The 24,874-nt window shown below is 61.2% G+C and carries 23 protein-coding genes and 1 pseudogene; 18 read left to right on the plus strand and 6 right to left on the minus strand.

What is annotated here, in order from left to right:
• Nucleotides 1–23: 23 nt before the first annotated feature.
• From A3AI_RS0108945 to aat, 8 genes are all read left to right on the plus strand, one after another.
• On the plus strand, nucleotides 24–824 hold the full coding sequence (locus A3AI_RS0108945; protein WP_024515264.1) for a DUF1236 domain-containing protein: 801 nt from the start codon (nucleotides 24–26) through the stop codon (nucleotides 822–824).
• Between the two features lie 269 nt (nucleotides 825–1,093).
• Entirely contained in the window at nucleotides 1,094–1,567 is a 474-nt protein-coding gene (aroQ, locus tag A3AI_RS0108950; RefSeq protein WP_024515265.1) for a type II 3-dehydroquinate dehydratase, read from the plus strand.
• 43 nt (nucleotides 1,568–1,610) lie between these two features.
• The gene (gene accB / locus A3AI_RS0108955) at nucleotides 1,611–2,102 is read left to right on the plus strand and encodes an acetyl-CoA carboxylase biotin carboxyl carrier protein (RefSeq protein WP_024515266.1); all 492 of its coding nucleotides are present in this window, start codon (nucleotides 1,611–1,613) and stop codon (nucleotides 2,100–2,102) included.
• 3 nt (nucleotides 2,103–2,105) lie between these two features.
• Nucleotides 2,106–3,455: an acetyl-CoA carboxylase biotin carboxylase subunit gene (gene accC / locus A3AI_RS0108960; RefSeq protein WP_024515267.1), complete on the plus strand. Its 1,350-nt coding sequence runs from the start codon at nucleotides 2,106–2,108 to the stop codon at nucleotides 3,453–3,455.
• A gap of 100 nt (nucleotides 3,456–3,555) precedes the next feature.
• A complete protein-coding gene (locus A3AI_RS0108965) occupies nucleotides 3,556–5,082 on the plus strand; it encodes a sensor histidine kinase (RefSeq protein WP_024515268.1) in 1,527 nt (508 codons plus the stop codon).
• Nucleotides 5,079–5,519, plus strand: coding sequence for a response regulator (locus A3AI_RS0108970; RefSeq protein WP_024515269.1), 441 nt, complete (start codon nucleotides 5,079–5,081; stop codon nucleotides 5,517–5,519). The genes A3AI_RS0108965 and A3AI_RS0108970 overlap by 4 nt, the downstream gene beginning before the upstream one ends.
• Nucleotides 5,516–6,610 carry a sensor histidine kinase gene (locus A3AI_RS0108975; protein WP_024515270.1) on the plus strand — a complete coding sequence of 365 codons (1,095 nt, stop codon included), beginning with the start codon at nucleotides 5,516–5,518 and terminating at the stop codon, nucleotides 6,608–6,610. Before A3AI_RS0108970 ends, A3AI_RS0108975 begins: the two co-directional genes overlap by 4 nt.
• A gap of 88 nt (nucleotides 6,611–6,698) precedes the next feature.
• Nucleotides 6,699–7,379 carry a leucyl/phenylalanyl-tRNA--protein transferase gene (aat, locus tag A3AI_RS0108980; protein ID WP_024515271.1) on the plus strand — a complete coding sequence of 227 codons (681 nt, stop codon included), beginning with the start codon at nucleotides 6,699–6,701 and terminating at the stop codon, nucleotides 7,377–7,379.
• Nucleotides 7,380–7,496: 117 nt separating this feature from the next.
• Here the strand turns inward: aat and A3AI_RS0108985 are convergent, their stop codons facing one another.
• Nucleotides 7,497–7,871 (minus strand): amidohydrolase family protein, encoded by a 375-nt coding sequence (locus A3AI_RS0108985; protein ID WP_036047772.1) that lies wholly within the window; start codon nucleotides 7,869–7,871, stop codon nucleotides 7,497–7,499.
• 376 nt (nucleotides 7,872–8,247) lie between these two features.
• Between A3AI_RS0108985 and A3AI_RS45180 the strand changes: the two genes are divergently transcribed.
• The 4 genes from A3AI_RS45180 to A3AI_RS48710 all read left to right on the plus strand — a co-directional run bounded on the left by A3AI_RS45180 (nucleotide 8,248) and on the right by A3AI_RS48710 (nucleotide 15,449).
• Nucleotides 8,248–10,629: a patatin-like phospholipase family protein gene (locus tag A3AI_RS45180; RefSeq protein ID WP_024515273.1), complete on the plus strand. Its 2,382-nt coding sequence runs from the start codon at nucleotides 8,248–8,250 to the stop codon at nucleotides 10,627–10,629.
• A gap of 170 nt (nucleotides 10,630–10,799) precedes the next feature.
• Nucleotides 10,800–13,157: a c-type cytochrome gene (locus tag A3AI_RS0108995; protein WP_198030082.1), complete on the plus strand. Its 2,358-nt coding sequence runs from the start codon at nucleotides 10,800–10,802 to the stop codon at nucleotides 13,155–13,157.
• A 13-nt stretch (nucleotides 13,158–13,170) separates the two neighbouring features.
• Entirely contained in the window at nucleotides 13,171–15,030 is a 1,860-nt protein-coding gene (locus A3AI_RS0109000) for a GMC family oxidoreductase (RefSeq protein WP_024515275.1), read from the plus strand.
• Nucleotides 15,031–15,233: 203 nt separating this feature from the next.
• Entirely contained in the window at nucleotides 15,234–15,449 is a 216-nt protein-coding gene (locus tag A3AI_RS48710; protein WP_198030083.1) for a hypothetical protein, read from the plus strand.
• A 151-nt stretch (nucleotides 15,450–15,600) separates the two neighbouring features.
• Here A3AI_RS48710 and A3AI_RS0109010 read toward each other — a convergent pair whose 3' ends face one another.
• Entirely contained in the window at nucleotides 15,601–16,632 is a 1,032-nt protein-coding gene (locus A3AI_RS0109010) for a DUF2155 domain-containing protein (protein WP_024515276.1), read from the minus strand.
• A 234-nt stretch (nucleotides 16,633–16,866) separates the two neighbouring features.
• Here A3AI_RS0109010 and lipP1 point away from each other — a divergent pair, with 234 nt between their 5' ends.
• The 3 genes from lipP1 (at nucleotide 16,867) to A3AI_RS47320 (ending at nucleotide 19,412) form a co-directional block, all read left to right on the plus strand.
• Nucleotides 16,867–17,814: a LipP1 family hormone-sensitive lipase gene (lipP1, locus tag A3AI_RS0109015; protein WP_024515277.1), complete on the plus strand. Its 948-nt coding sequence runs from the start codon at nucleotides 16,867–16,869 to the stop codon at nucleotides 17,812–17,814.
• A 63-nt stretch (nucleotides 17,815–17,877) separates the two neighbouring features.
• Entirely contained in the window at nucleotides 17,878–19,131 is a 1,254-nt protein-coding gene (locus A3AI_RS0109020; RefSeq protein ID WP_024515278.1) for a cation:proton antiporter, read from the plus strand.
• A gap of 122 nt (nucleotides 19,132–19,253) precedes the next feature.
• Entirely contained in the window at nucleotides 19,254–19,412 is a 159-nt protein-coding gene (locus tag A3AI_RS47320; protein ID WP_156927696.1) for a hypothetical protein, read from the plus strand.
• A 12-nt stretch (nucleotides 19,413–19,424) separates the two neighbouring features.
• Here A3AI_RS47320 and A3AI_RS0109030 read toward each other — a convergent pair whose 3' ends face one another.
• The 3 genes and pseudogenes from A3AI_RS0109030 to A3AI_RS49895 all read right to left on the minus strand — a co-directional run.
• Nucleotides 19,425–19,697 carry a hypothetical protein gene (locus A3AI_RS0109030; RefSeq protein ID WP_024515280.1) on the minus strand — a complete coding sequence of 91 codons (273 nt, stop codon included), beginning with the start codon at nucleotides 19,695–19,697 and terminating at the stop codon, nucleotides 19,425–19,427.
• Nucleotides 19,698–19,782: 85 nt separating this feature from the next.
• The gene (locus A3AI_RS49890; RefSeq protein ID WP_283807223.1) at nucleotides 19,783–20,229 is read right to left on the minus strand and encodes an NAD-binding protein; all 447 of its coding nucleotides are present in this window, start codon (nucleotides 20,227–20,229) and stop codon (nucleotides 19,783–19,785) included.
• Nucleotides 20,203–20,679: pseudogene (locus A3AI_RS49895) on the minus strand (NAD(P)-binding domain-containing protein); the annotation flags it as partial. The gene A3AI_RS49890 and the pseudogene A3AI_RS49895, both read right to left, overlap by 27 nt.
• Nucleotides 20,680–20,966: 287 nt before the next feature.
• On the opposite strand from A3AI_RS49895, the gene A3AI_RS0109045 reads away from it, so the two are divergent.
• On the plus strand, nucleotides 20,967–21,176 hold the full coding sequence (locus tag A3AI_RS0109045; protein ID WP_024515282.1) for a hypothetical protein: 210 nt from the start codon (nucleotides 20,967–20,969) through the stop codon (nucleotides 21,174–21,176).
• Between the two features lie 244 nt (nucleotides 21,177–21,420).
• Here the strand turns inward: A3AI_RS0109045 and A3AI_RS0109050 are convergent, their stop codons facing one another.
• Nucleotides 21,421–22,062 (minus strand): TetR/AcrR family transcriptional regulator, encoded by a 642-nt coding sequence (locus A3AI_RS0109050; protein WP_024515283.1) that lies wholly within the window; start codon nucleotides 22,060–22,062, stop codon nucleotides 21,421–21,423.
• 240 nt (nucleotides 22,063–22,302) lie between these two features.
• On the opposite strand from A3AI_RS0109050, the gene A3AI_RS0109055 reads away from it, so the two are divergent.
• Together A3AI_RS0109055 and A3AI_RS0109060 are read left to right on the plus strand one after the other, a co-directional pair.
• Nucleotides 22,303–23,370: an HlyD family secretion protein gene (locus A3AI_RS0109055; protein ID WP_024515284.1), complete on the plus strand. Its 1,068-nt coding sequence runs from the start codon at nucleotides 22,303–22,305 to the stop codon at nucleotides 23,368–23,370.
• Nucleotides 23,367–24,860: an MFS transporter gene (locus A3AI_RS0109060; protein ID WP_024515285.1), complete on the plus strand. Its 1,494-nt coding sequence runs from the start codon at nucleotides 23,367–23,369 to the stop codon at nucleotides 24,858–24,860. The genes A3AI_RS0109055 and A3AI_RS0109060 overlap by 4 nt, the downstream gene beginning before the upstream one ends.
• Nucleotides 24,861–24,874 lie beyond the last annotated feature (14 nt).

A 24,874-nucleotide genomic window follows, 5' to 3' on the forward strand; every position in this document is an offset into this window, starting at 1 on the left:
GCCAAATTTGTGAGGAGAGAGGAATGACTAATCGCTTTCTGGTCTCGGTCGCCGCGCTTGCGCTGATTGCTGGGACGGGTCTCGCCAACGCACAGGGTGGCCGCGAATCCGGCGGCGGCGCGCAAATGCAGAGCGCTCCGTCGTCTGCTGGCGGCGGCGCTGGCGGTGCAGCGACGGAACATGAAAACAGCAAAGCCGGCGCGGGCGCGTCGGGCATGAAGTCCGAGAAGTCGCCTGCGGCTGGCCAGGGCCAGCGCGCTGAAGAAAATATGCAGGGTCAGAAGTCGAAGAGCATGAGCTCTGAGAACGGGACCAAGAGCGCGCCCAACAATATGAAGGCGGAAGGCCGCGAGGACCGCAACGCCAACAAGGCCGCCGAGAGCAAGCAGCCGGGCCGCGACACCGAGAAGAACGCGCAGACCCAGGGCCGCGAGAACGAGAAGAGCGCGCAAAAGGAAGGGCGCGAAACCAACCAGAACGCCCAGAACCGCGAGGGTCGCGATGCCGACAAGAATGCACAGTCGCGCAACGAGTCCAACACCACCGTCGGCCAGGCAGGCGCGGCTGCGAAGCTCTCGACCGAGCAACGCACCAAGATCACCACCATCATCCGCAACGAGCATGTCGCGCCGGTAAATAATGTGAACTTCTCGATCGCGGTCGGCACCCGCGTGCCGCGCGAGGGCGTCGCCTTCCGCACGCTCCCGGCCGATGTGGTCACGATCTATCCGGAGTGGCGTGGTTACAACTTCATCATGGTCCGCGACGAGATCGTCATCATCGATCCCAACACGTACGAGATCGTCGCCGTCCTCAACGTGTAACGCGTTTTGCGTTCGAGCTAGCAAAGGCGGGCGGAACGGCCCGCCTTTGTTTTTTGTCCCCGGGGCCGTACCGCCGGCCCTCTTCCGCAGGCGCCCGCCACAGGTTGTCCACAGGCGTTGGTTAATGCGGCTTTTTTCGTTGGTTCTATTGAGGTTTTTTCAAGCCGGATGAAGGCTTTGAGGGCCATTCTTCGCACCCTTTAGGCTTCCCCTCACCAACTTTGTTACCTATAAGGGCCGCCACCTGCACGATCATTGCCGGAAACAGGATGGCCAAGACGGTTGAGCGGATAATTTATGTGCTGAACGGCCCGAACCTCAATTTGTTGGGGACACGGGAGCCTGCGACCTATGGCCATGCCACGCTTGCCGACGTCGAAAAATTGTGCGTGGACACCGCCGCGCAGTTCGGCCTCAAGGCGGATTGCCGGCAGTCCAACCGCGAAGGCGAGTTGGTGGATTTCATCCACGAGGCGCACGCCAAGGGGGTGGCCGGCATTGTCATCAACGCTGGCGCCTATTCGCACACCTCGATCGCGCTACATGACGCGATTGTCGGTGTGCAGATTCCGACCGTCGAAGTGCACATCTCCAACGTCTACGCCCGCGAGAGTTTCCGTCACCACTCCTTTACCGCCCGCGCCGCGTTTGCGAGCCTGTGCGGCTTCGGCATCGACGGCTATCGGCTCGCGATCACCGGCCTTGCTGCCCGCATCAAGGCCAACGCCCAGAGCAAGGCCTAAGGCCACCCTCGCCCAACGGAACAGAGAGTTTGGATCAGAGATCATGGCGCGCCAGCCGGACGACAAAGTAGCCGCAAAGTTTTCCAGCGAGGACAGCGCACTGATCCGCGAACTCGCCCTCCTGCTCGACGAAACCGATCTCAGCGAGATCGAGATCGAGCGTGCCGGTCTGAGGCTGCGCGTCGCGCGTAACATCAGCGTCGCGACCTCGGTGCCCGTCGCGGTGGCTGCCCATGCCGCGCCCGTGGCTGCGGGCGCAGCCCCGGCTGCAGCAGCGGCCGCGACCGACCTCGCAAAGCATCCGGGCGTGGTGCCCTCGCCCATGGTTGGCACCGCCTATTGGGCGCCCGAGCCCGGCGCCAAGCCGTTCATCGAGGTGGGCTCGCGGGTCACCGCGGGCCAGACGCTCCTGATCATCGAGGCGATGAAGACGATGAACCAGATTCCGTCGCCTCGCGCGGGCACCGTGACGCAGATCCTGATCGAGGACGGCCAGCCGGTCGAATTCGGCGAGCCGCTGGTAATTATCGAGTAGAGGATGTTCGACAAGATCCTCATAGCCAATCGCGGCGAGATCGCACTGCGAATTCTGCGGGCCTGCAAGGAACTCGGCATTTCCACGGTCGCGGTGCATTCGACCGCCGACGCGGATGCCATGCATGTGCGGCTTGCGGATGAGAGCGTCTGCATCGGCCCGCCGCCCTCCAAGGACTCCTATCTCAACGTGCCGGCGCTGCTTGCGGCATGCGAGATCACCGGCGCTGACGCCGTGCATCCCGGCTACGGTTTCCTGTCGGAAAACGCGCGGTTCGCGGAAATCCTTGCCGAGCACAATCTGCATTTTATCGGTCCGAAGGCCGAGCACATCCGCCTGATGGGCGACAAGATCGAGGCCAAGAAGACCGCAAAGAAGCTCGGCATTCCCGTGGTGCCGGGCTCCGACGGCGCCGTCAGTCCCGACCAGGACGCAGTGGCGATTGCGAAGGGAATCGGCTTTCCGGTGCTGGTGAAGGCCGCGGCCGGCGGCGGCGGACGCGGAATGAAGGTGGCGCACACCGAAGCCGATCTCGCGCTCGCGCTGACCACCGCTGCCAACGAGGCGAAGTCCGCCTTCGGCGATGCCTCCGTCTATCTGGAAAAATATCTGCAGAAGCCGCGCCACATCGAGATCCAGGTTTTGGGCGACGGCCGCGGCGGCGCGATCCATCTCGGCGAGCGCGACTGCTCACTGCAGCGGCGGCATCAGAAGGTCTGGGAAGAAGGCCCCTCACCGGTCATCGATGCCGCAGCCCGCGCCAAGATCGGCAACACGGTCGCGAAGGCCATGCAGCAGATGAAATATCTCGGTGTCGGCACCGTGGAGTTTCTCTACGAGGATGGCGAGTTCTATTTCATCGAAATGAACACCCGCATCCAGGTCGAACATCCCGTGACCGAGATGATCACCGGGCTCGATCTGGTGCTGGAGCAGATCCGGGTTGCCGCCGGCGGCGACCTGCCGCTCAGGCAGGACGAGGTGACCATCACCGGCCACTCCATCGAGTGCCGGGTCAATGCCGAGAACCCCGTGACCTTCCGCCCGTCACCCGGCAAGATCCTGCAGTACCATCCGCCCGGCGGGCTCGGGGTGCGCATCGATTCGGCGGTGTATCAGGGCTATGTCATCCCGCCCTATTACGATTCGCTGGTAGGCAAGCTGATCGTACATGGCAAAACCCGCGGCGAATGCCTGATGCGGCTGCGCCGCGCGCTTGACGAGATGGTGGTCGACGGCATCGAGACCACGCTTCCATTGTTCCGCGCCCTGGTGCGGGAGCCTGCGATCATCGATGGCGACTATCACATCCATTGGCTCGAGCAGTACCTGGCGGGCCAGCAGCCGGGCTAAAGGCGGTCGGGAACCGATCCCGCCCCGAGGCGTTAAGCCATGTTAAGTGATTGCCGCTTCGGGGGACGTCGATATCCATCAGCTACGACGCGATCTGGCCGTGACGCCTGAACGCAGGCACAGGCGTGCGCTGCTGCAAATCCTGCTGCTCACAGCGGCATTCCTGGTGCTGGTGGCGATCAGCGCCGCCTCCGTGCTGCTGGTCAACAAGGCGCGGAACGACAGCGCCTGGGTCATCCATACGATCGAAGTGGAGAACCAGACCAACGCCCTTCTCCTCGAGCTTCGCCGCGCCGAAAGCTCGGCGCGTGGTTACCTGCTGACGGCAGCGCCCGAATTCCTGAACGACTACAGGGACGCCGCGGCAGCAATTCCGACCGAGGTCGACAAGCTCGACAGCCTGACCGTGGACAACCCGGCGCAGCGTGAAAATATCGACAATCTGCGCAGCGCCATCGCAACCCGTCTCGCGCTGTTCGAGCGGGAAATCAACGCCGTCAGCCACGGCGATCTGGCCGGGGCCACGGCCATGGTGCGCGAAGCTGCGACAGGCAGCACGGCGGAAGCCATCCAGAAGCTCGCCGAGGCGATGCTTGCCGAGGAGAACCGGCTGTTCGTCCTGCGCAGCACCAATGCTGATCGCACGCAACAGCTGTCGTCGACCGTCACCATCACCGGCTCTGGCTTGGTTGTTGCTTTCGCTGCAATATCGATCGTGCTGCTGCGCCGGTCGGCACAGGCGCGTGACGCCGCCGAAGCGGCGCTGCGCGACGCCAATCTCAACCTCGAGGCCACCGTGGACGAACGTACCGCGGACTTGCGCGAAGCCAACAATGAAATCCAGCGCTTCGCCTATATCGTCAGCCACGACCTGCGTTCGCCGCTGGTCAACATCATGGGCTTCACCAGCGAATTGGACGAGCTTCGCCAGGACATATTCAAGCGCGTCGCCGCGCTGGGCCGCGCCGCTGCCGCCTCACCCGAACCGATCGCCACCGTGGACGCCGAGCCCGCGCTCGAAGGCGAGGACCAGCGGTTGGCGCAGGATTTTTCCGAGGCGCTCTCCTTCATCAAATCATCAATCGGGAAGATGGACCGGCTGATCTCGGCGATCCTCAACCTCACCCGCGAGGGCCGGCGCCAGTTCGAGCCGGTGCGGATCGACATGCGTCAATTGATCGAGACCATTGTCTCGACGCTCGCGCACCAGGCGGCCAAAGCCGAGGCCAGGATCGAAATCGGGAACCTGCCGAATTTGACCAGCGACCGTCTTGCGCTGGAGCAAATCTTTTCGAACCTGATCGACAATGCGATCAAATATCTGAAACCGGACATCCCCGGCATCATCACGGTGAAGGGGCGCACCAAACTTGGGTTTGCCGTTTTCGAGGTCGCCGACAACGGCCGCGGCATCGATCCGAAGGATCACCAGCGCATCTTCGACCTGTTCCGTCGCGCCGGAACCCAGGACAAGCCCGGCCAGGGAATCGGGTTGGCACATGTCCGCACGCTTGTGCGCCGGCTTGGAGGAACCATGTCGGTCAATTCAGAGCTTAACAGCGGCTCGAGCTTCACGATAACACTTCCCCTGCAGTGGACCGCCGGCAACCGGAACGAGGAAGCATGACGACACCCGTCACCATCATCATGATCGAGGACGACGAAGGCCATGCCCGGCTGATCGAGCGGAACATCCGCCGTTCCGGCGTCAACAACGAGATCATCCCGTTCAGCAACGGTACAGACGCCCTAGCCTACCTGTTCGCTAAGGATCACAGCGGTTCCGCGCACAAGGGACAGGCGCTCCTGATCCTGCTCGATCTCAACCTGCCCGACATGACTGGAACCGAGATCCTGCGGCAGCTGAAGGAGAGCAAGCATTTCAAGAGCACGCCCGTGGTGGTTTTGACCACGACCGACGACGCCCAGGAGATCAAGCGATGCTACGAACTCGGCTGCAGCGTCTATATCACCAAGCCAGTGAACTACGAGAGCTTCGCCAACGCCATCCGGCAGCTCGGTCTGTTCTTCTCAGTCATTCAGGTACCGCCGGCCGCCATATGAACGCCAACACGCCCACGCTGCTCTATATCGATGACGACGCGGTACTGGCGCGTCTGGTCGATCGCGGCCTGACGCGCCTCGGATTCAAGGTGCTGCAGGCGACGAGCGGCGAGGAAGGACTTGCGCGCATCGCGGAAGGCGGTGTCGACGTGGTCGCGCTCGATCAATATATGCCTGGGCTCGACGGGCTCGACACGCTGCAGCGGATTCTGGCAATCCCCGACGCACCCCCGGTCGTGTTCGTGACGGCCTCGCAGGATTCCTCGATTGCGGTCACCGCTTTGAAGGCGGGCGCAGCCGACTATCTCGTCAAGGACGTCCAGGGCGAGTTCATTCCGTTGCTGCAGGTCGCAGCCAGTGGCGCGCTGAAACAGGCCCGCCTGCAGAAGGCGCGCGACGAGGCCGAAGCCGAGGTCCACGCCTCGCGCGACCGTTTTGCAGCGCTTGCCGCCGAGCGCGAGCTTTTGCTGCGCGAGGTCAACCACCGTGTCGGCAACAGTCTGCAGATCATCGCTTCGCTCCTGCACCTGCAGGCCAACTCGGCCGCGCAGGAGGATGTCAAGGCAGCGCTCACCAATGCGATGGGCCGCGTTGCTGCGGTCGCGCAGGTGCATCGCCGGCTCTACACCTCCCATGACCTGAAGAACGTGCTGCTCAACCAATACCTGGAATCGCTGCTCGACGATCTGCGCCGGTCGGCCGAGGGCAACCGGATGTCGCGTCTGACGCTGACATCGGAGCCGATCGAGATCGATCCGGACCGCGCGGTCGCGATCGGCATCATCGTCAACGAGCTGGTGATGAACGCGGTGAAATACGCCTATCCCGACGGCTCAGGTCCGATCCATGTGGATTTGCGCGCCGAGGGCGACGAGCTCGTGCTGTCGATCGCCGACGATGGTGTCGGCGATAATGGCAAATCCGACCCCCGCTCGACCGGCATGGGCCAACGTATCGTCACCGCGATGGCGGCGAAGCTCGAGGCGGACGTGGCGCGCGACCCCGTCCATAGCGGCACCAGGATCGTGCTCCGCTTTCCCCGCATCAAGGCTTCGCCCGCCAAATCCGCCAGCGCCGCCGTCGCGAGCTGAGGTCAAGTGCGCCCGATACCGAATCCCGATCGTACGGTGCAGCGCAAAGCCATCGCGCAGATTCGCTCAACCTGCTAAGCTTGCGGTCATGACGTCCCGCGACTCCGCCTCCTCCGACATCACGCCCGAAGTGTTGCTGCGGGCCTATGCCTGCGGCATTTTCCCGATGGCCGAGAGCGCAGACGATCCCAGCCTGTTCTGGGTCGAGCCCGAAATGCGCGGCATCATCCCGCTGGCGGGCTTTCGCGTTACCTCTCGCCTCGCCCGTACCGTGCGCGCGGATGTCTTCACCGTAAGGGTCAACACCGCCTTCAAGGCGGTGATGGCCGGCTGCGCAGCTCCCCAGGAAGGGCGTGAGGACACCTGGATCAACAAGCGGATCCGCGATCTTTATGGCCGGTTGCATGCCCTTGGCCATTGCCACAGCGTGGAGGCGTGGCAGGGTGACGAGCTGGTCGGCGGGCTCTATGGCGTCAGCCTGGGACGCGCCTTTTTCGGCGAGAGCATGTTCCACCGCGCCCGCGACGCCTCCAAAGTCGCGCTGGTACATCTGGTCGCGCGGCTGATCGAAGGCGGCTTCGAGCTGCTCGACACCCAATATGTCACCGACCATCTGAAGACCTTCGGCGCAGTCGAAGTGCCTCGCCGCCGCTATACCGCGCTGCTCGACAAGGCACTGCTCGGAGAATCCGCAAATTTTGCAAGGCTTCCGGTCGACCGGCCGATCCCGGGCATTGAAGCGCTCGCCATCATCGCGGCGCGGGGGTAGCTAATGTATGATCCCGGACAGAACTGGCGGATCCGGTTCTGGACCGTCCTTATCGGCCAGTGATTTTCTTTTATCGGCGAAGTGTTGGCGCAATTCGGCCTGTTATAGCCCCAATCCCTATTCCGGCCGTTCAGCGGCGCGCTGGCCAATCGGCGCAGCCGCCAGCTCATTGGTCATATCGGTTCTGGACCACAATTCGTCATCGGTCGCAATGACTAGAGGAAGCGCCGATCGATTGGCAACGGGTGCTGCTTGCCCGCCACGCCCAAAATGAGCGGTGAGAGCGATTTCCACCGCAATGTGCCGATCGGCAAGCATTTGCAACAGCTCGCACGGTCGGTCTTCGTACATGACATCAACGCCATGACCGAACGTCTCGACCGCTGCTCGAATGTGGGAGCGTAAGCGTTCGGGCGTCACGAGTCCGTGCGTCAGCTCTCCCGCATGCAGAGCGACGTTTACGTTCGGCATCTTCGACTCGAGGTAGTTCATCACTCGCATAGATTGAGAGTTGGGCTTAGTTCGATAAATCGATCATGTTGATTTCGTCTGTAACGTCATTCGCCATAAGCGACATACTTGCGTAGCCACCGAGCGTCTATCTTAGGTGGCATTCTCAGCAGTCGATCGCGCGAACGCGCTAAGCCAGAAGCGTCTGAAAGTTGTCAATGAATCTAAATCGCAGGCGAGCAAAGCGGACTTCTTCCCACAGATCCGTCGAGGATCAAATCGGCGTCCTTGGGCAAATCAATGAACTCTCGCATTCGGCCGGGACGCGAAGGGTGCTCGATCCTTTTGATCGGCAGGCGGTGCAGGACTCAGGTTTTTCGACGTTGCCATTTCGCAAGGCTGATCGGAAGTGCGGCGGATGAGTATCAAGAGCTTCCATGAGATCTTTGCGCATGAGGTCAACGCAATCAATAAGCGCCGCAGGCTGCAGCAGCGAGGCCCCGTCCTACTGGAAGAAGAGGAGCGCCAGCGGGATGGAACGCCGGTATTGCGTCCGACACCCGAGTCAAAGTTGATCGGCCTTGCGCTCTCCGGTGGTGGAATGCGATCAGCGGCGTTCTGCCTTGGAGCCATGCAAGCGCTCGATTCTCGCGGCTTAATGAACAAATTTGACTATCTCTCGAGCGTATCCGGCGGAGGCTATGTCGGACTATCGATGACGGCCGCCATGAGCGAAAGCGCCACTGAGAGATTTCCGTTTGCGAGCAAATTATGCGAGGGCGAGCAAGCTGGCGTTCAACACATCCGCGATCACGCGAACTTTCTTTTTCCGAAGGGCGTTCTCAACATCTTCGCAAACGTTGCCGTCTATCTGCGTGGCCTATTCGCAAATGCCGTGCTCGTGATGCCTTGGCTCCTGCTGGAAGCGGCAGTTACGGTCGCGCTTTATCCAGATCAGGCCGCCCTGCCGGCGATCGGCGTTCGCGGCGTAGCCATTAGCGATTTCACGTTCATGCTTGGCGGTGTTTTGATTGTCGGCGTCCTTCTGGCCCTTTGGGCGTTGTGGCGATCGATGCCCTTGGGACGTCATGCTTCCGATGTCGGCGTCGGAGCCCGCTTCTTTGGAGTCCTGCTGGTCATCCTGCTTGCGACCGCAATCGTCGAGGTCCAGCCATTGCTGTTGGCCGGCTTCTTTCTGATTGGGCACGACGCCGGTGGCCTCTTCGCCGCCGTGGCAAAGTGGCTAAGTACCGTTGCGGGGTTGCTCGCCAGCTTCGGGACTCTCGTTGGATTTTCGAGCAGCACTCTTGCCAACGCTCTAAGGCGTGCGGAAGAACAGCTCGGTTCCTCGCGGACGCTCCTCGCCGGGATCGCGATCAAACTTGCAATGTATATGGCAGGCGCTGCCGTGCCGTTGGCGTTGTGGCTGATCTACTTCTATCTCGCCTATTGGGGAATCGAGGCTGGCGATCCGAACCATCAGCAGACCTGGCTGAAAGCGCTCTCCCAGGCAACTCCGTACCTCGGCGGAAACGTTGCGACCTTCTATGTTGGAGCTAGTGTTCTTCTTTTGGCCATCGGTGCATGTTTCCGCGCAAACGCAAATTCCCTCCATCGGATTTACCGGGATCGCCTGAGCAAGGCGTTCTTATTTGATCCCAATCGGCGGCTGACGGAGGGCATCTGGAGGTGCCCGGCCGAGATGAGCGGCGCCGAAACTGATGCCGCTTTGCGCAACTCTGATCTGCTTCCGTTGAAGGACAAGCGCATCAGTAGTTTGACCACAGCGCATGCGCCGTATCATCTGATCAACACAGCCCTGAATATCGGCGCGTCTAAATATGCCAATCGGCGTGGTCGGAATGCTGATTTCTTCATCTTCAGTCCGTTATTCACGGGAAGTGAAGCCACCGGCTATGTTGAAACGCTACTAATGGAGAAGGAGCAGCGCGGAATTACGGTCGCAACAGCCATGGCGGTGTCGGGGGCGGCGACCTCGGCAAATATGGGATCGGACACGATCAAGCCTGCGGTGCCGGCACTGTCCATTCTCAATGTTCGCTTGGGTTATTGGCTCATCAATCCCCGCAAGGTCGCCGGTGTGCTGAAAAAATCGCTGATCGCGCGGTCGTTCGATCGCCTGTATTTTTTCAAGGAACTCTTCGGCTTATTGAGTGAGGAGAGTGAGACCGTATACCTCACTGATGGAGGACACATCGAAAACCTCGGCCTCTATGAGCTGTTGCGCCGACGCTGCAAGTTGATCGTTGCTATAGATGGTGACGAGGATCCAGAGATGTCGTTTGGGGATCTGGTCACTCTTGAGCGTTATGCGCGCATTGATTTCGGCGTTCGAATTGATCTTCCATGGGCTGCCTTGCGCGATGAGAGCCGGCGAGCTTCGCAGGAGATTGTTAAAAGCAGCGGACTGTCGCCGGGCCAGGAATCACATGGACCCCACTGTGCCCTCGGCACCATCCATTATCCCGGGAAGGCCGGCGAGACACACGAGGATGATAGCACTGGCGTTCTGCTTTTTGTGAAGTCGTCATTCACCGGCGACGAGAACGACTACATCGTGGATTATAAGCGACGCCATCCCGAATTCCCTCACGAGACGACATTGGATCAGTTCTTCTCCGAGGAACAGTTCGAGGTCTATCGCGCGCTTGGATTCCACGCCGTCCATTCTGCGTTCAGCTGCGCCGATAAGGTTGCCATGAAACCGGATGCGGTGCCGTGGCAGGGTGACAAGACCGCCATCTCGCTCGAAAGAAAGATGCTCGACATATTCAGATGACGATGCTGCGCAAAATATCTTCTTGGCCGCAGCGGAAAAGCTGCCCGACCAATGCTCGAAATCACATCAGGAGGGGTTCAATGTCAATAAGATCTGCCATATTAGCTGGTTCGGCGATGCTCTTGTGCTTTCCGTTGATGGCATTCGACAGTTCGCCACGATCCGGACAGGTGGTCGACGAAGCACGATTGGCCGGACGTAACGTCACGTCATTTCCCCCCGCGGACGAAGATTATTTTCATGACATGGATGGCGGCATCAAGCTCACTCCGGAGGAAGTCAAGGGCCGCAATATGTGGATTCTCTGGACTGGTGGCAACGACCGGCTTTGGAACGGCATAACAAAGAGCACGTTCGGTGCGCTCGACCTGCTGAAGATCGTCGCCTACGATCCTAAACAGAAGATCGATCGCGGCAGACGATGGACCTATTTTGGGGTGATCAACGAGCCTTGCTTTGACGCACCAAGCGCACCCGATCCTCAGCGGTTTGGCCTGCTCCTCGATGCGCGGCGCGAGGATTGTCCGGCCGATCCGTTCACCAGTCCTGACAAATATCCTGGCGTAGCGATCGGAGCGCGTGGCAAGACGGTCCCAGTTGGCTCGTATTATGGTGAGCCGAGCGGCATCGTCGGCCTTCGGCTGTTTCCCAACCCCGATTTTGATGAGATTGCCGCAAAACGCTGGGACCCGATTCGCTACTTCAACGACCCGGCCTACTATAACGACAAGAACCTCGTCCGGCCCTATCGCGTCGGCATGTCGTGCGGATTTTGTCACGTCGGCCCGAGTCCAACCAAACCGCCCGCGGATCCGGTACATCCACAATGGTCAAACCTGAGTTCAACCGTCGGCGCTCAGTACATGTGGGTGGACAGAATTTTCGTTTATGGCTCTCAGGCCTCCAACTTCATCGAGCAGTTGGTCCATACGTACCGGCCGGGAGCCATGGACACCTCATTGATTTCGACTGACAACATCAACAACCCTCGAACCATGAACGCAATCTACGCGCTCGGTCCTCGGCTTGACAACTCCTTGCGCCGGGGGCGCGAAACGTTGGCCGGACCGCAGCTGCTCAACAAACAGTTCAACGACTTCCTTCCTGACGGACCACTGACACGTTATTTCGTCAAGCCGGACGTTGTCTTTACGCCACGTGTGCTCAAAGACGGCTCCGACTCGGTCGGCGTGCTGGGAGCGCTGAACCGCGTCTACCTGAATATTGGTCTGTTCAGTGAAGAATGGTTGCTCCATTTCAATGCGGTGGTGGGCGGAAAGCCGATCAGCCCGATGTCGATCGCTGTTGCCGAACGAAATTCCGTTTACTGGCGCGTCACGGAGGCGACGACGCCGTCAATGGCACTGTTTCTGGCCAAGGCGTCGGCTTCTGTCGATCATCTGGCCGACGCACCGGGAGGCGCAAGATACCTATCGACGGATCGGGCCGTGCTCGATCGAGGCAAGCGAGTGTTTGCCGACACCTGTGCTCGATGTCATTCGAGCAAGCTGCCACCGATGGCAGAAGGGCTCGATCCGAGAGGGTGCAACAAGCCGGATTATCTTGCGTGCTGGAACAAATATTGGGCATCGACGAAGACCGATGAGTTCAAGCAGCGGATGCGGGCGATCGTCAACGCTCCGGATTTTCTGGACGGAAACTACCTGTCAAGTGAGCTGCGTGTGCCGGTTACCTTGTTGCAGACCAACGCCTGCAGCCCGCTTGCGACCAACGCGCTTTCCGGAAATATTTGGGATAATTTCTCTTCGCAGTCCTACAAGGATCTCCCCTCAGTTGGGTCGATCACGATCCACGACCCGTTCACGGGAGCGCCGCAGAGCTACCAGATGCCCGCAGGCGGGCGCGGATACACAAGGCCGGCTTCACTCATCAGCGCCTGGTCGACCGCGCCATTCCTGCTCAACAACAGTTTGGGCCCGTTCGAACAGGAGCCCTCAGTGGATGCGCGGATGAGGGTCTTCAATGCCTCGATCGAACAACTTCTCTGGCCAGAGCAGCGGGCGAAAGACCCTGTTCTGGGCAATAAGGTTCCCGGTCTCATCGATCGTACCACGACACGGAGCTACATCAGGATCCCTGTCGGCTTCCAGCCGGATCTTTTGCGCGTTCTCGACGCGCCGGTGCGCAAACTGCTGCCGAAAATCTTGGACCCGGACGGCACAATCGTGATCGGCCCCATTCCTGCGGGTGTGCCGGTCAATCTGCTTGCCAATCTCCAGCCCTTGGCGGAAACGTCGGCCCCCCTGCGTCGAGCCGAGCACCTCGCGCAAGTGGTCGAGCTTCTGGTCAAATTGAAGCTCGATCTGATCGCCATGCCGAAATCGGCAAGCGACCAAGAGTTGCTCAAGATCTTTTCCAACCTCAAGGAGCCGCTGCTAAAGCTCAATAAGTGCCCGGATTTCGTGGTCAATCGAGGGCATTATTTCGGTACGGCCCTAACTCCCGATGAATCGCCTTTGAGCGACGATGACAAGCGCGCGCTCATCGAATTCGTCAAGACGTTCTAGGTGATTTCGTCCGATGACGATTCCGGGCGCGGTCGATTGCGATTACGTCGTTGTCGGCTCAGGGGCGGGCGGTGGAACGGTCGCTGCTCGTCTCGCAGAAGCCGGTTGGCACGTTATTTTGCTTGAAGCTGGCGGCGATTCCGACCTGATGGATACGCCGGGGCTTCCGGATGCATACGACGTGCCGGCTTTCCATCCGTTCGCCACGGAGCATCCGGCCATGCGCTGGGATTTCTTCGTCCGTCATTACGCCGACGACGCACACCATCGCCGCGATCCGAAGAGTGACGAGCGTGGCATCCTCTACCCACGGGCCGGTACTCTCGGTGGCTGCACCGCCCATAATGCGATGATATTTGTCGTCCCGCATGACCAGGACTGGAACGCCATCGCCGAGCTCACCGGAGACGCTTCCTGGCGTGCCTCCAACATGCGGCGCTATCAGCGATTGGTGGAGAAGTGTCAGTACAGGCCTTTCTTACGGTTGATGGCTCGGATCGGTCTTAACATAATGGGCCGTGGATGGGCTGGGTGGCTCTCCACGGAGAGGGCCAGTACGAGAGAGGCATTTCGGGACGACCAGCTGGTTCGCCTGATCATATCTTCCGCCCGTTCGCTTTTCTGTGCCGCAAGGCAGCCGCTCCGGGTGTTGCGAATGCTCGTGCTTGGAGAGGGCGATCCCAATTCGCGCTTGCCCGGACGGAGGGATTTCGAAGGGCTCTCCTTTACCCCGCTTTCGACCAATCATCATCAGCGCTTTGGCACACGCGATCGACTCCGCGATGTCATCGCCCGTCATCGTGATCGGCTGGAATTGCGACTTTACTCTCTGGTGACGCGCGTGATTCTGGATGAGGACGGTCGTGCGACCGGCGTTGAATATCTCAAAGGTAAGCATCTCTATGGTGCCGATCCATCTGCGTCGACCACAGCCGGCACGGTCGATCGTGTCCGGGTACGACGAGAAGTCATACTCGCAGGGGGCGCCTTCAATTCGCCGCAGCTCCTGATGTTATCGGGAATTGGGCCGGCTGAGCAACTCCACAACCACGGTATTCAAGTTCGCGTTGATCTTCCCGGTGTCGGGCGCAACCTGCAGGATCGCTACGAGATCAGCGTGGTCAACCGGCTGGCAAAGCCTTGGTCGGTGCTTAACGGCGCCAAATTCGAAGCAAGCGATCCGCTGTATCGCGAATGGGCCGAGCGGCGGACCGGAATGTACACCTCGGCCGGCGCTGCGGTTGCGGTAATACAGCGCTCGGATCCGAAGAAGCCCATACCTGATCTATTTATGATGGCGCTGATCGCGAAGTTCTTCGGCTATTTTCCGGGCTACTCTCGCGAGATCGTCGATCACCACGACTACCTGAGTTGGGTGGTGCTGAAGGCATATACTCGCAATCGAGCCGGAACGGTGACGCTTGTGTCCAGCGATCCTCGCTCCGTGCCCAAGATCGACTTCAATTATTTCGACGCCAGCGACGATGCCGACGGCGAGGACTTGCGAGCCGTCGTCGAAGGCATCCGTGTCGTTCGGCGTATGGTCGACGCGCTCAATGACCCGAAGCCCATCGTCGTCGAGGAACTGCCCGGCCGCTCGCTGCAGAGTGATGAGGAACTGGCTCAATTTGTCCGAGATAATGCGTGGGGACATCATGCCTGCGGTACTTGTGCGATCGGTCCACGCAGTCGCAACGGCGTCGTCGATTCCCGCTTCAAGGTTCACGGGACGCGCGGCCTCCGTGTCGTCGATGCCTCCATCTTTACGCGCATTCCCGGATTTTTCATCGCGAGCGCTGTGTACATCGCCGCCGAGAAGGCGGCGGACCTCGTTTTGGCCGATGCTAAAAGGGACGGAGAACGTGAGAGATGACGTATCAAATCGAGCAATTGTTGAAGATGACCTCAACGAACTGTTTACGAGGAGTCCTCCAGGCGGCATACCCGACGGTGAGGGGCAAGGAACTGCGTTGATCGTCGAGGGGGACGCCTCTTACGCCTGAGATCGCCCGCCTCATCAGCTATTTCGCCTGGCAAGGCAAGATCTTCGATGCGAAAGCCGGTCTTCTGAAGAATATGATCTCGCCTTTCGGTATCGCCGCTATCGTCGCCAGGGTCTACAAGGCGGAAAGCTGGTTTGATGGCAAGGGATGCATTGTGCTCGACTATTCCGAAACATCAATCGTTGCGGGATGGATCCGAGACGAGATCAGGATGATCGAGTCTGCCATCTATCTGGGGCAGGTCTTCGGGGGAAGGAATCGGCTGTTTCATTTCGCGCTGCACTTCTAGCCAGCGACGCTTTGATCCGCAGTGATGGTGTCACCTGGCCTGGGCGCGAGGCGATGATCGTAGCTCCGGCCAGCGACAATCGCTTCGGCGACGGTCCCCCGGTCGTCGCGGCGAGCACAAGATTGCCGCCTGCTCGGCAACGGAGCTCAAACTACCTGAAAATCCCGAACAGCCCGCCGCCTTGCGGCTGGGGCTGCGGCGGGGGTGGTGGTGGCGGCGGCAGCTGCTGGGTCTGCTGCTGCGGCAGGGGTGGCGGCCGTGGCGCGGCTGGCTGCTTGGCCACCGGCGGCTTCTTCTGCTGCGTGACCGGCGAAGGCTGAGGCTTCGGCTGGTCGGCGGCGGGCGCTGCGCTGACCACGGTGGTTTCGGGCCCCTTACAGTCGGTCAGCCAGATGTCGTAGACCGGATGCTCGATGGCGTGCAGGCCCGGACTTGAGGCGAACATCCAGCCCGAGAAGATCCGCTTCACTTCGCCCTGCAGCGTGATCTCGTCGACCTCGACAAAGGCATCGGTATTGGCGGCCTCGGTGGCCGGCCGCGTGTAGCAGGCATCGGTCTTCACCCGGAGCGCGCCGAACTGCACGGTCTCGCCGATGTCCTCGTCGAAATTGATGATGCGGCCGGTGATCTTGTCGAGGCCGGCGAAGCTCGCCTTCTTGTTGATGATTTTTTGGGCCGGCGGCTCGGTGACGACTTCGTCACCGGGCTGCAGCGAGGCCGGCGCCGGCGGCACGCCTCCCTTGGCCTGGGGCTGTCCGGGCGGCAGCGCCGGATTGGCGCCCGGTGGCACGTTGGCCTGCTGCGGCGGCTGGCTGCCGCCTTGCCTTGGCTGCGGCGGCGTCACCGCGATACCGGGCGGCACGTTCTGCGGCACCACGGTCGTGCCTGGCACCGGCGCCAAGGGCTCCGACTGCACCGGACCCGGCAGGGCATTGCCCTGTCGCTGGCCTGGATAGGGCCGGTTGGGCGCTGGCAGCACCCGGCCGCCTTGCGGCAGCTCGGGAACCTCTTCCTCGTCGTCGGGCTGGGCCTGCTGCTGTCCCCTGGGAATGCCGCCCGGCGGGCGCGGCGGGGGCGGATCGGAAAAGATGGTGCCGATCTGCGCCCGCGCCGGCGGCGCAAACGGGATCGCTGTGGCGGCAAAAAGGGCCGCAAAACCGGTCAGGGCAATGGTTCGAATCATCTCGCGCGGCATGATTTAAGCGAATCAGGCTCCAGGGCATCTGGCTTAAGGTCATTGTACAGCGACACAGGACCAGCCGCCGCTCGCTAGTTGTCGGGTTAACACGCCGAATACGGCGGGGAAAGGGCCGCCGGCCACCCCGGGGCACTGGCCAGAGTCAGTTCCGGATGGAATAGTCGCATTGCCCCGGAATGACGATAACCAACAACAAAGCCAACACAGGTTCGCCAGGAAATGCCCGTTGCCCTCGATGCCGATGCCGCCACTGTCTACAAGCTGTTCCAGGAGTCCGGCCGCCCGCCCTATGAAACCGTCACGCCGCAGGAAGCGCGCGAACTCTATTTGAAGGGCTGCCAGGCAGCGAGCCCCGAACCGCCTGAGCTCGCCAGCATCGCTCCGCTCGAAATCCCCTCCCCGCGTGGCACGATCCCGGCGCGCGTGTACACGCCGCAGCGGCGCCGCGACAAATCCGGGCTCGCGCCTGCGCTCGTGTTCTTTCACGGCGGCGGCTGGGTGATCGGCAATCTCGACACCCATGACGTCGCCTGCCAGAAGCTGGCGCATGAGGGCGAGATGATCGTGATCGCGGTTGATTACCGCCTCGCACCGGAGCACAAATTCCCAGCGGCCGTCGAGGACGCGATCACGGCCACGCAATGGATTGCGGCAAACGCAACACGGCTCGGCATCGATGCATCCCGCCTCACGATCGGCGGCGACAGCGCCGGCGGCAATCTAGCCGCGGTGGTGGCCTTGTCCGCACGCGAGGGCGGCGGTCCTGCGCTCGCCGCACAGCTCCTGATTTACCCCGCCACCGATTTCGCAATGCGCCATCCCTCGCACAGCGAACCAGAGACCTCGGTGCTGCTCACGCACAGCGTGATCCGCTGGTTCAGCGATCACTATTTGAACGGCCCCGCCGATGGCGACGACTGGCGTGCCTCGCCCGCGCGCGCCAAAAGTCTCGCCAACCTGCCACCGGCCTATGTGCTCACCGCAGGCGCCGATCCCTTGCGCGACGAAGGCGCGGATTATGCGCGGCGCATGAAGGATTCTGGCGTTGCTGTGACATATCGCCACTTTCCCGGCCAATTCCATGGTTTCTTCACGATGGGCAAGTTTCTGGAGCAGTCCAATATCGCCATCCACGAGATCGGGACTTGGTTGAAGGCGCTTGGCTGAAGGCACCTGTCGAGAGCGCCTTGTTGAAGCAGCACCGTTCTCGCTTCCTGGATTTTTTGACGCGTGGACACCTCTGTCTCGATCGAGATCGCCAAGCACACCCTGCTCAGCTGCGGATTGATCCTTGCGATCGGCACGATCGCGGGCCTTATCGCGCAGAAGATCCGGATCCCCGACATCGCGCTGTTCCTGCTTGCGGGGATCGCGCTGGGGCCGCACGGGCTGAAGCTGATCGACATTTCAGCGGACTCGGCGTTGAACCAGACCATCCTCTTGTTCGGCGCGAGCTACATCCTGTTCGACGGCGGCGCTGCGCTCCGGCTTCCGGTGTTGAAGCAGGTGTGGATCACCATCGTGGTGCTGGCGACCCTGGGCGTCCTGATCACGGCGGCAATCGTCGCGCTTGCCGCGCATCTCGTGTTCGGACTAGCGCCTGTGCTTGCGCTGCTGCTCGGTGCATGCATCGCCTCGACCGATCCTGCGGCGCTGGTGCCGATCTTCCGCCAGATCCGGATCTCGGAGCGCGTCGCCCAGACCGTGATCAGCGAATCCGCCTTCAACGACGCCATGGCCGCAATCCTCACCTTCTCGGTGCTGACCGTCGCGACCGGCAGCGGGCACTTCTCGCCCGGCGGCGCCTTCCTCGATCTGATCAAGCAAGCCGTAATCGGCATCGCCGCCGGCCTTGCGTTCGGTTATCTCGCGGCACTCCTGATTGCGCATGAGCGCTGGGCGGTGCTTGCCGAATATGCCCCCGTGGTAACGCTGGTCGCGGTGATCGGCGCCTATTTCGCTGCAAGCGGCCTGCAGGCCTCGGGCTTCATGGCGGTGTTCGTGTTTGGCATCGTGCTCGGCAACAAGGAGCAACTCGGCTTTCGCATGGAGGACGGCGAAGCGCGGACGCTGAACGAGTTCGTGTTGACCACGGCTTTCATCATGCGCCTGTTCATCTTCATCCTGCTCGGCACCCAGCTTGATTTCGCACAGATGGCGCGGCACTGGGAGGGTGGCGTCGCCATTGCCCTCGTCCTGATGTTCGTGGCCCGCCCGATTACCGTGTTCGTCTGCGCCCTACCCGATCGCCGCGCGCGCTGGACGTTCGCCGAACTCCTCTTCATGTGCTGGACGCGCGAGACCGGCGTCATTCCAGCCGCGCTCGCCGGCCTCCTGCTCGGCAGCAAGGCGCCGGAAGCGCCTCTGATCGCATCTGTCACTTTCGTGACCATCCTGATGACCATCCTGATCCAGGCGCCGACCACGCAATGGCTCGGCAATCGGCTCGGCCTGATCACGAAGAGGCCGACGAAACGATCCTGAAACAATCAACCTCCAAAATATGTCTCCGCCCGACGCACGCGTGAGTTGGCTCACGTTCTCTGGTCGTCGTGAGGGATATGAAAGTCTGCCCCACTCTTCGGGGCAGTTTGGAGAATGACGTCATGACTACGCTTACCCAGATCATCTCACGGACGACCGGAATCCGAATTGACGTTGAGCAGCTAAGCGCCGGGTTGATTTTTGGCGGCATCATGCTCGTCGTCGTCGCCTTGTTCGGCATGTCGACTTACGGCCTCGATCTGAGCTGGGGATTTTTCTGAGCCGTCGGCGCTTCAAACAGATACGCCGCCGAACACCACGATCATCTGCGTGACCCGCCACAGCCAGGTCTCGCCGTCGCGGGCGGCCTGCAGGCTGAAGACACGCTGGTTCCAGAGCGGATCATGGTCGAAGCGGATATTTTCGATCCTGAAGTCTGCCTGCCGCGCCCTCCACTCGACCGCCCATGCGCGATGCGCCTCCTCGAGTTGCTGCCGCAGCTTCGAGATTTCCACCTGGTAGGGAGAGGGAAACAGGATCGTGAAGGCTATGGATGAGCCGGCCATGAGCGATCCGCAGGCGAATTGTTGTTGGCTGCATCTGTAGTGGCGGGCAGGCTTTTGCAACGCAACTTCGAGCCCGGACGCAAGGTTACGATCCGGCGCTGCCCAAATTCGAATGGCGCGCGATGACGCGATAGACCGCGGCAGTATCCATCTCGCCAAATCCCAGATGCAACGCTTCGTCGTAGACCGGGCGTGTCGCGTCAAAGCATGGCGTTTCCACCGCGAGGCTTTTGGCAAACTTGGCAATGATCGACATGTCCTTGCTCCAGGTCGAGACCCGCATCGTGGCCGGCAGATAGTCATCGCGGGCCATCATCGGCGCACGCATCTCAAACATGCGCGATCCGCCTGCACCAGGCGCAACCACCTCGATCACATCCGCCGGATTAAGTCCCGACTTCACTGCCAGTGCCATCGCTTCCGCGGCCGCAACATTGTGGATCGCGACCAGCAGGTTGGCGACGAACTTCATGCGGCTGCCATTGCCGAATATCCCGAGATAGGCGCTTTTCTTGGCAAAATCCGCAAACAGCGCGCAGCATGCCTCGACCGCCGCCTCGTCGCCGCTGGCATAGACGACCAGATCCCTGTTCGCCGCCTGCGCGCCGGTGCCGCTCAGCGGACAATCGAGCGCATCATGGCCCGCGGCTGCCATCGTTCTGTGCAGGAACAGCTTGTCCTCAATCGAAAATGTGCTGAGCTCAACGACGATCCGCCTGTCCACATTCGCCGCGGCGATCTCAGCCGCGACGTCCTTGAGGGCGGACGGGCTCGGTAGGCTCAGGAGCAGCACCTGGGCTGAGCGGGCGGCGCTGGCCACGTCCGGGACGATTTCGATGCCATCGGCGGCGAGTTCGGCGCGGCGGCGGGCGTCGACATCGACGCCGATGACGCGCCATCCACGCTGGCGCAGATTGCGCGAGATCGCGCCTCCCATAATCCCAAGCCCAATGACGCCAACCGTCTTGTCCATAAGCTGCCTCCCCGATTGTTTCGTTGATGGAGCTCATGATCGTTCGGCGAGTGGCGGACCGCAATTGCAAAAAGGCGGCCGATCCCATGCACCGCCGCAAGCCGTGCGCCGTGCAGTAGCTGCGCCGCCCCCCGTAGTATTCCGGGTATCCGGAACCAACTGCACCGGCCATTGATTGGAAGACCGCAGCGCCGAAGAACTTTGCAAGCACCGGTTATCCCAAGCGCCCGACCGTCGTTCTTTTCAGGCATTTCAGTTGCAGCGAGCCACGTCCAATGAGTGACGAGCCACGTCCGATGAGTGAATTGAGTGAGCGCACCAGGACGAAATTGGATCAAGTCCTGGAGGAGACCTGCCGCAGGCTGCCGCATGGGGGCGACCACATCGCCCGCAAATTCGTGGCTGAGCAATTGATCAAGGCGGCCGAACGCGGATACGTCACCCGCGGCGAACTCGGGATCATCGCGCGGCGCGCCATCGCGGACTTCGCCGAAGGCCGCCATTGATTCTGGGTCAACTCGAAAACTCGCGCGGCAAACGCCGCCTCGCAAAATCTAACGATACATAACGGGCCGATCATCCGATTTAGGTGCACAGTCAGATTACGGGCGGCAACCAAAGGGAAGACGCCTGAAGGACAGTTGCACTGACGCATTCCCTGCATCCAGGGAGAACGGATGATCGTGAACGCTCTCACGCATTTTCCCGCCGAAGCCACTGGGTTTGCGATTTATTTCCCGAATACACGGGTCAGCTCTCATCCGGCTGGCACGCGCAAATGGCATTCACCGCCTTCTGGGCGATCTCCCTCAGCGCGGAACGAGGTACGCCGGCACGCGCACGGATCGCGATGGTGTGCATCGTGGCCGATGCAAGCACCGCCAGCGCCGCTGGATCGGCCGTTCGTTTCAGCTCTCCCCTCTCTCGTGCGGCTTGGAAACGTGCCTCAAAGTCCGCGTCAATCGCACGGAGCCCGGCTGCGACACTGTTCCGGATATCGGGATCGTCGACGGCTTCCGCTATCGCGGTCCCGATCACGAAGCAGCCGCGCGCACGCCCCTTGCCCGAGAAATAGATGGACAATGCCGCTTCGTAGGCAAGCATCAGTGCTTCGCGCAAGGGCCGGTCCTTCGCAAGAGCTTCCCGGTTCGCGGCCAGGCTGATCTCCCAATAGTGCGCGAGAGCCTCGAGATACATCGCGCGCTTGTTGCCGAACGCCGCATAAAGGCTCGGCGGATTCATGCCGGTTGCTGCCGCTACTTCGTCGAGCGAGGTACCGGAGTAACCGCCTCTCCAAAACGTTTCTGTTGCCTGCTTGAGCGCTGCCTGTGCGTCGTACGCACGGGGTCGCCCTCGACGTGCCGGAGCCGTATCCGCTTTTTTCCGTGTCATGTCGCGTAACCCCTTGCTTACCACCTACAGACGATGTATTTGTAACGAACGTTATGAAAAAAGCAATAGGGTCGAGGTGCTACGATGTGGTTTATTTCTTCGCCATTCGGCCGCTGGATGCCCACATGGACGGAACTCGCTGCGTCGACCGGCGCGACCTCAACGGGAATTGCGGACTCAGCTATCGCTGGACAGTTTGACAGAGCGATAGGTAGCCGCTCATCCGATCACGTCGCGGTCATGCCGGAGATACCGCTCAAGGAGCGGCTGCGTCGCCCGTTGATGCTGGGGCTGCCAATCGTCTTGGCCGTCTTTGGTCTTGCCTGGTATGCCGCCGAAGAACCTTATGTCTCGACCGATGATGCGTTCGTGCGCGCGGCAAAGATGACGGTCAACGCGCGTGTTGCGGGCCAGGCCGTCGAAATCGCTGTCCAAGATAACGAGCTCGTTCACCGGGGCCAGGTTCTGTTCCGGATTGATCCGGAGCCCTATCAAATTGCGGTGGATCTGGCGGAAGCGCGGCTCGCCAGCGCGCGCCTTCAAATCGGCGGGCTCAAAGCAACCTACCGTGAGCAACAGGCTGAATTAGAGTCCGCCAAGGAAACGGCCGGTTATGATGAGCGCGAATATAATCGCAAGAAAGCGCTGGTTGCCAACGATTTCACCCCGCGCGAGGTCTATGACCAGACCGAGACGACTCTCAAGGTCGCGCGTCAGCACGTCGCATCGATCGAACAGCAGATCGCCAACACCGTGGTCGCGTTGGACGGTAATCCGGATGTGGGGATCGATCGCCATCCGACAGTTCGCGCGGCCAAGGCTCAGCTCGATCGTGCACGGCTTGACCTCTCCTATGCAACCGTCACCGCGCCCGACGACGGAACCGTGGCGAGGGTCGACGACCTCCAGGTCGGCAACTTCGTCAATGCCGGCGCCACTGTGTTCTCGCTGATGTCGAGCCACCGCATCTGGATCGAGGCGAATTTCCGCGAAACGGGCCTGACCCATATGCGTCCGGGTCAGGAGGCGACGATCGACGTCGATGCTTATCCGGATCACGCGTTCAAGGCGCATGTCGCCAGCATGAGTCCGGGCACTGGATCGGAATTCGCGGTGCTGCCACCCGAGAATGCGACCGGCAATTGGGTCAAGGTCGTGCAGCGCCTCCCGGTGCGTCTCGAGCTTGATGAGGTCGATCCGAACCGGCCGCTGTTCTCCGGCAGCAGTGTCACTGCGCGGGTTGACACCGGCTATCGCCACCCCTGGCCTGCCCCGTTCGAGCACGCGTTCGCTAAGGAGGTCAAATGAGCCCGGCCTTCCCATCGGCCGCTGCAGCCACCGGCCATCGCACCATCATCGTGGCAGCCCTGATGGCGACCTACATGGAAGCGGTGAATATCTCGCTCCCGAATGCGGCCCTGCCACATATCCAGGGCACATTATCGATGGCCGACGACGAGGTCGGCTGGGTGTTTACCGCATATCTCGCGGCGGGCGCCGCCGTCATGCCGATGGCGCGCTGGCTCGCTGGGCGCTATGGCCGCAAGACGATCTATCAGGTGTCGCTTGCCATCTTCGCGCTCGGGCTGATGCTCGACACGCTGGCGACGACGTCCATCCAGCTCGTGTTCGCCCGGATTGTCCAGGGAGCAGCGAGCGGGCCGCTCGCTGCTCTGTCGCTGGCGATCCTGCTTGATGTGTTGCCGCCGGCACGCCATCCGCGGATCAGCCTGGCGTGGTCGGCGTGCCTCGTGCTCGGCATCAGCAGCGGCGCGAGCATCGGGGGCTGGCTCAGTGAATATCACGGCTGGCACTCGATCTTCTATTTCAGCCTGCCGATGACGGGGTTCATCTTCCTGACAGTGGAACTGTTACTCCCCGAGAAGAGAGCGGAGCAGAGCCCGTCCTTCGACTTCTTCGGCCTGGCAACGTTCTCGCTCGGCATGATCGGCTTGCAGATGGTGCTTGATCGCGGCGAGCGGCTGGAGTGGTTCGCCTCGACGGAAATCAGGATCGAAGCGATCATCTCGGCGCTGGGATTCTATCTTTTCATCGTGCACGTCATGACGAGGGATGTGCATTTTCTCAACAAGGCGCTGCTCAAGGATCGAAATTTCGTTCTTTCGGCGATCATGTTCTTCGCCGTCGGCTTCATCCTGTTACCGACCCTGGCCTTGACCTCGCCGATGCTGGAAGGCTTGCTCAATTATCCCGTCGACACTGCGGGCTACATGACCCTCGCGCGCGGTGTCACGCTCGTGAGTGCAGTGGTGCTGATGGGCTTCGCTCCGGCAGGAATCGACAACCGGCTGTTCATAGTCGGAGGCGCCGTGGTGGTGATTTATGCCAATTCGCTGATGCTCGGCTATTCACCCTTGATGGATAAGCGACTGGTGATCGCGGCAACCCTGCTCCAGGGCACCGGTCTCGGAATGTTGCTACCGTCGCTCTCCAAGGCGGCGTTCAGTACGCTCGACTCGAAATTCCGCCCGGAAGGCACCGCGATCTTCAGCCTGTCGCGCGTCTACGGAAGCACGATCGGGATCGCGATCGTGCAGATCTTCTTCTACAACAACACCCAGGCGATGCATCTCGCCCTCGCAAAGAACCTCGTGCCTTACCGCGCGGCTGCTCATATCGGGGGTTCGATCGCCGGTCCGGGGCTTGCCATGCTCAACGAGATGGTCACCCAGCAGGCTGCCGTCGTTGCGGTCATCGACCAGTTCAAGATCCTGATGTTCGCCATGCTGATCGTGAGCCCGCTTGTGCTCTTTCTCCGCAAGCCGCGCCCGGCCTAAACAAGGAGTACGAA

It is taken from the genome of Bradyrhizobium sp. Tv2a-2, assembly GCF_000472425.1.
Lineage (GTDB): Bacteria > Pseudomonadota > Alphaproteobacteria > Rhizobiales > Xanthobacteraceae > Bradyrhizobium.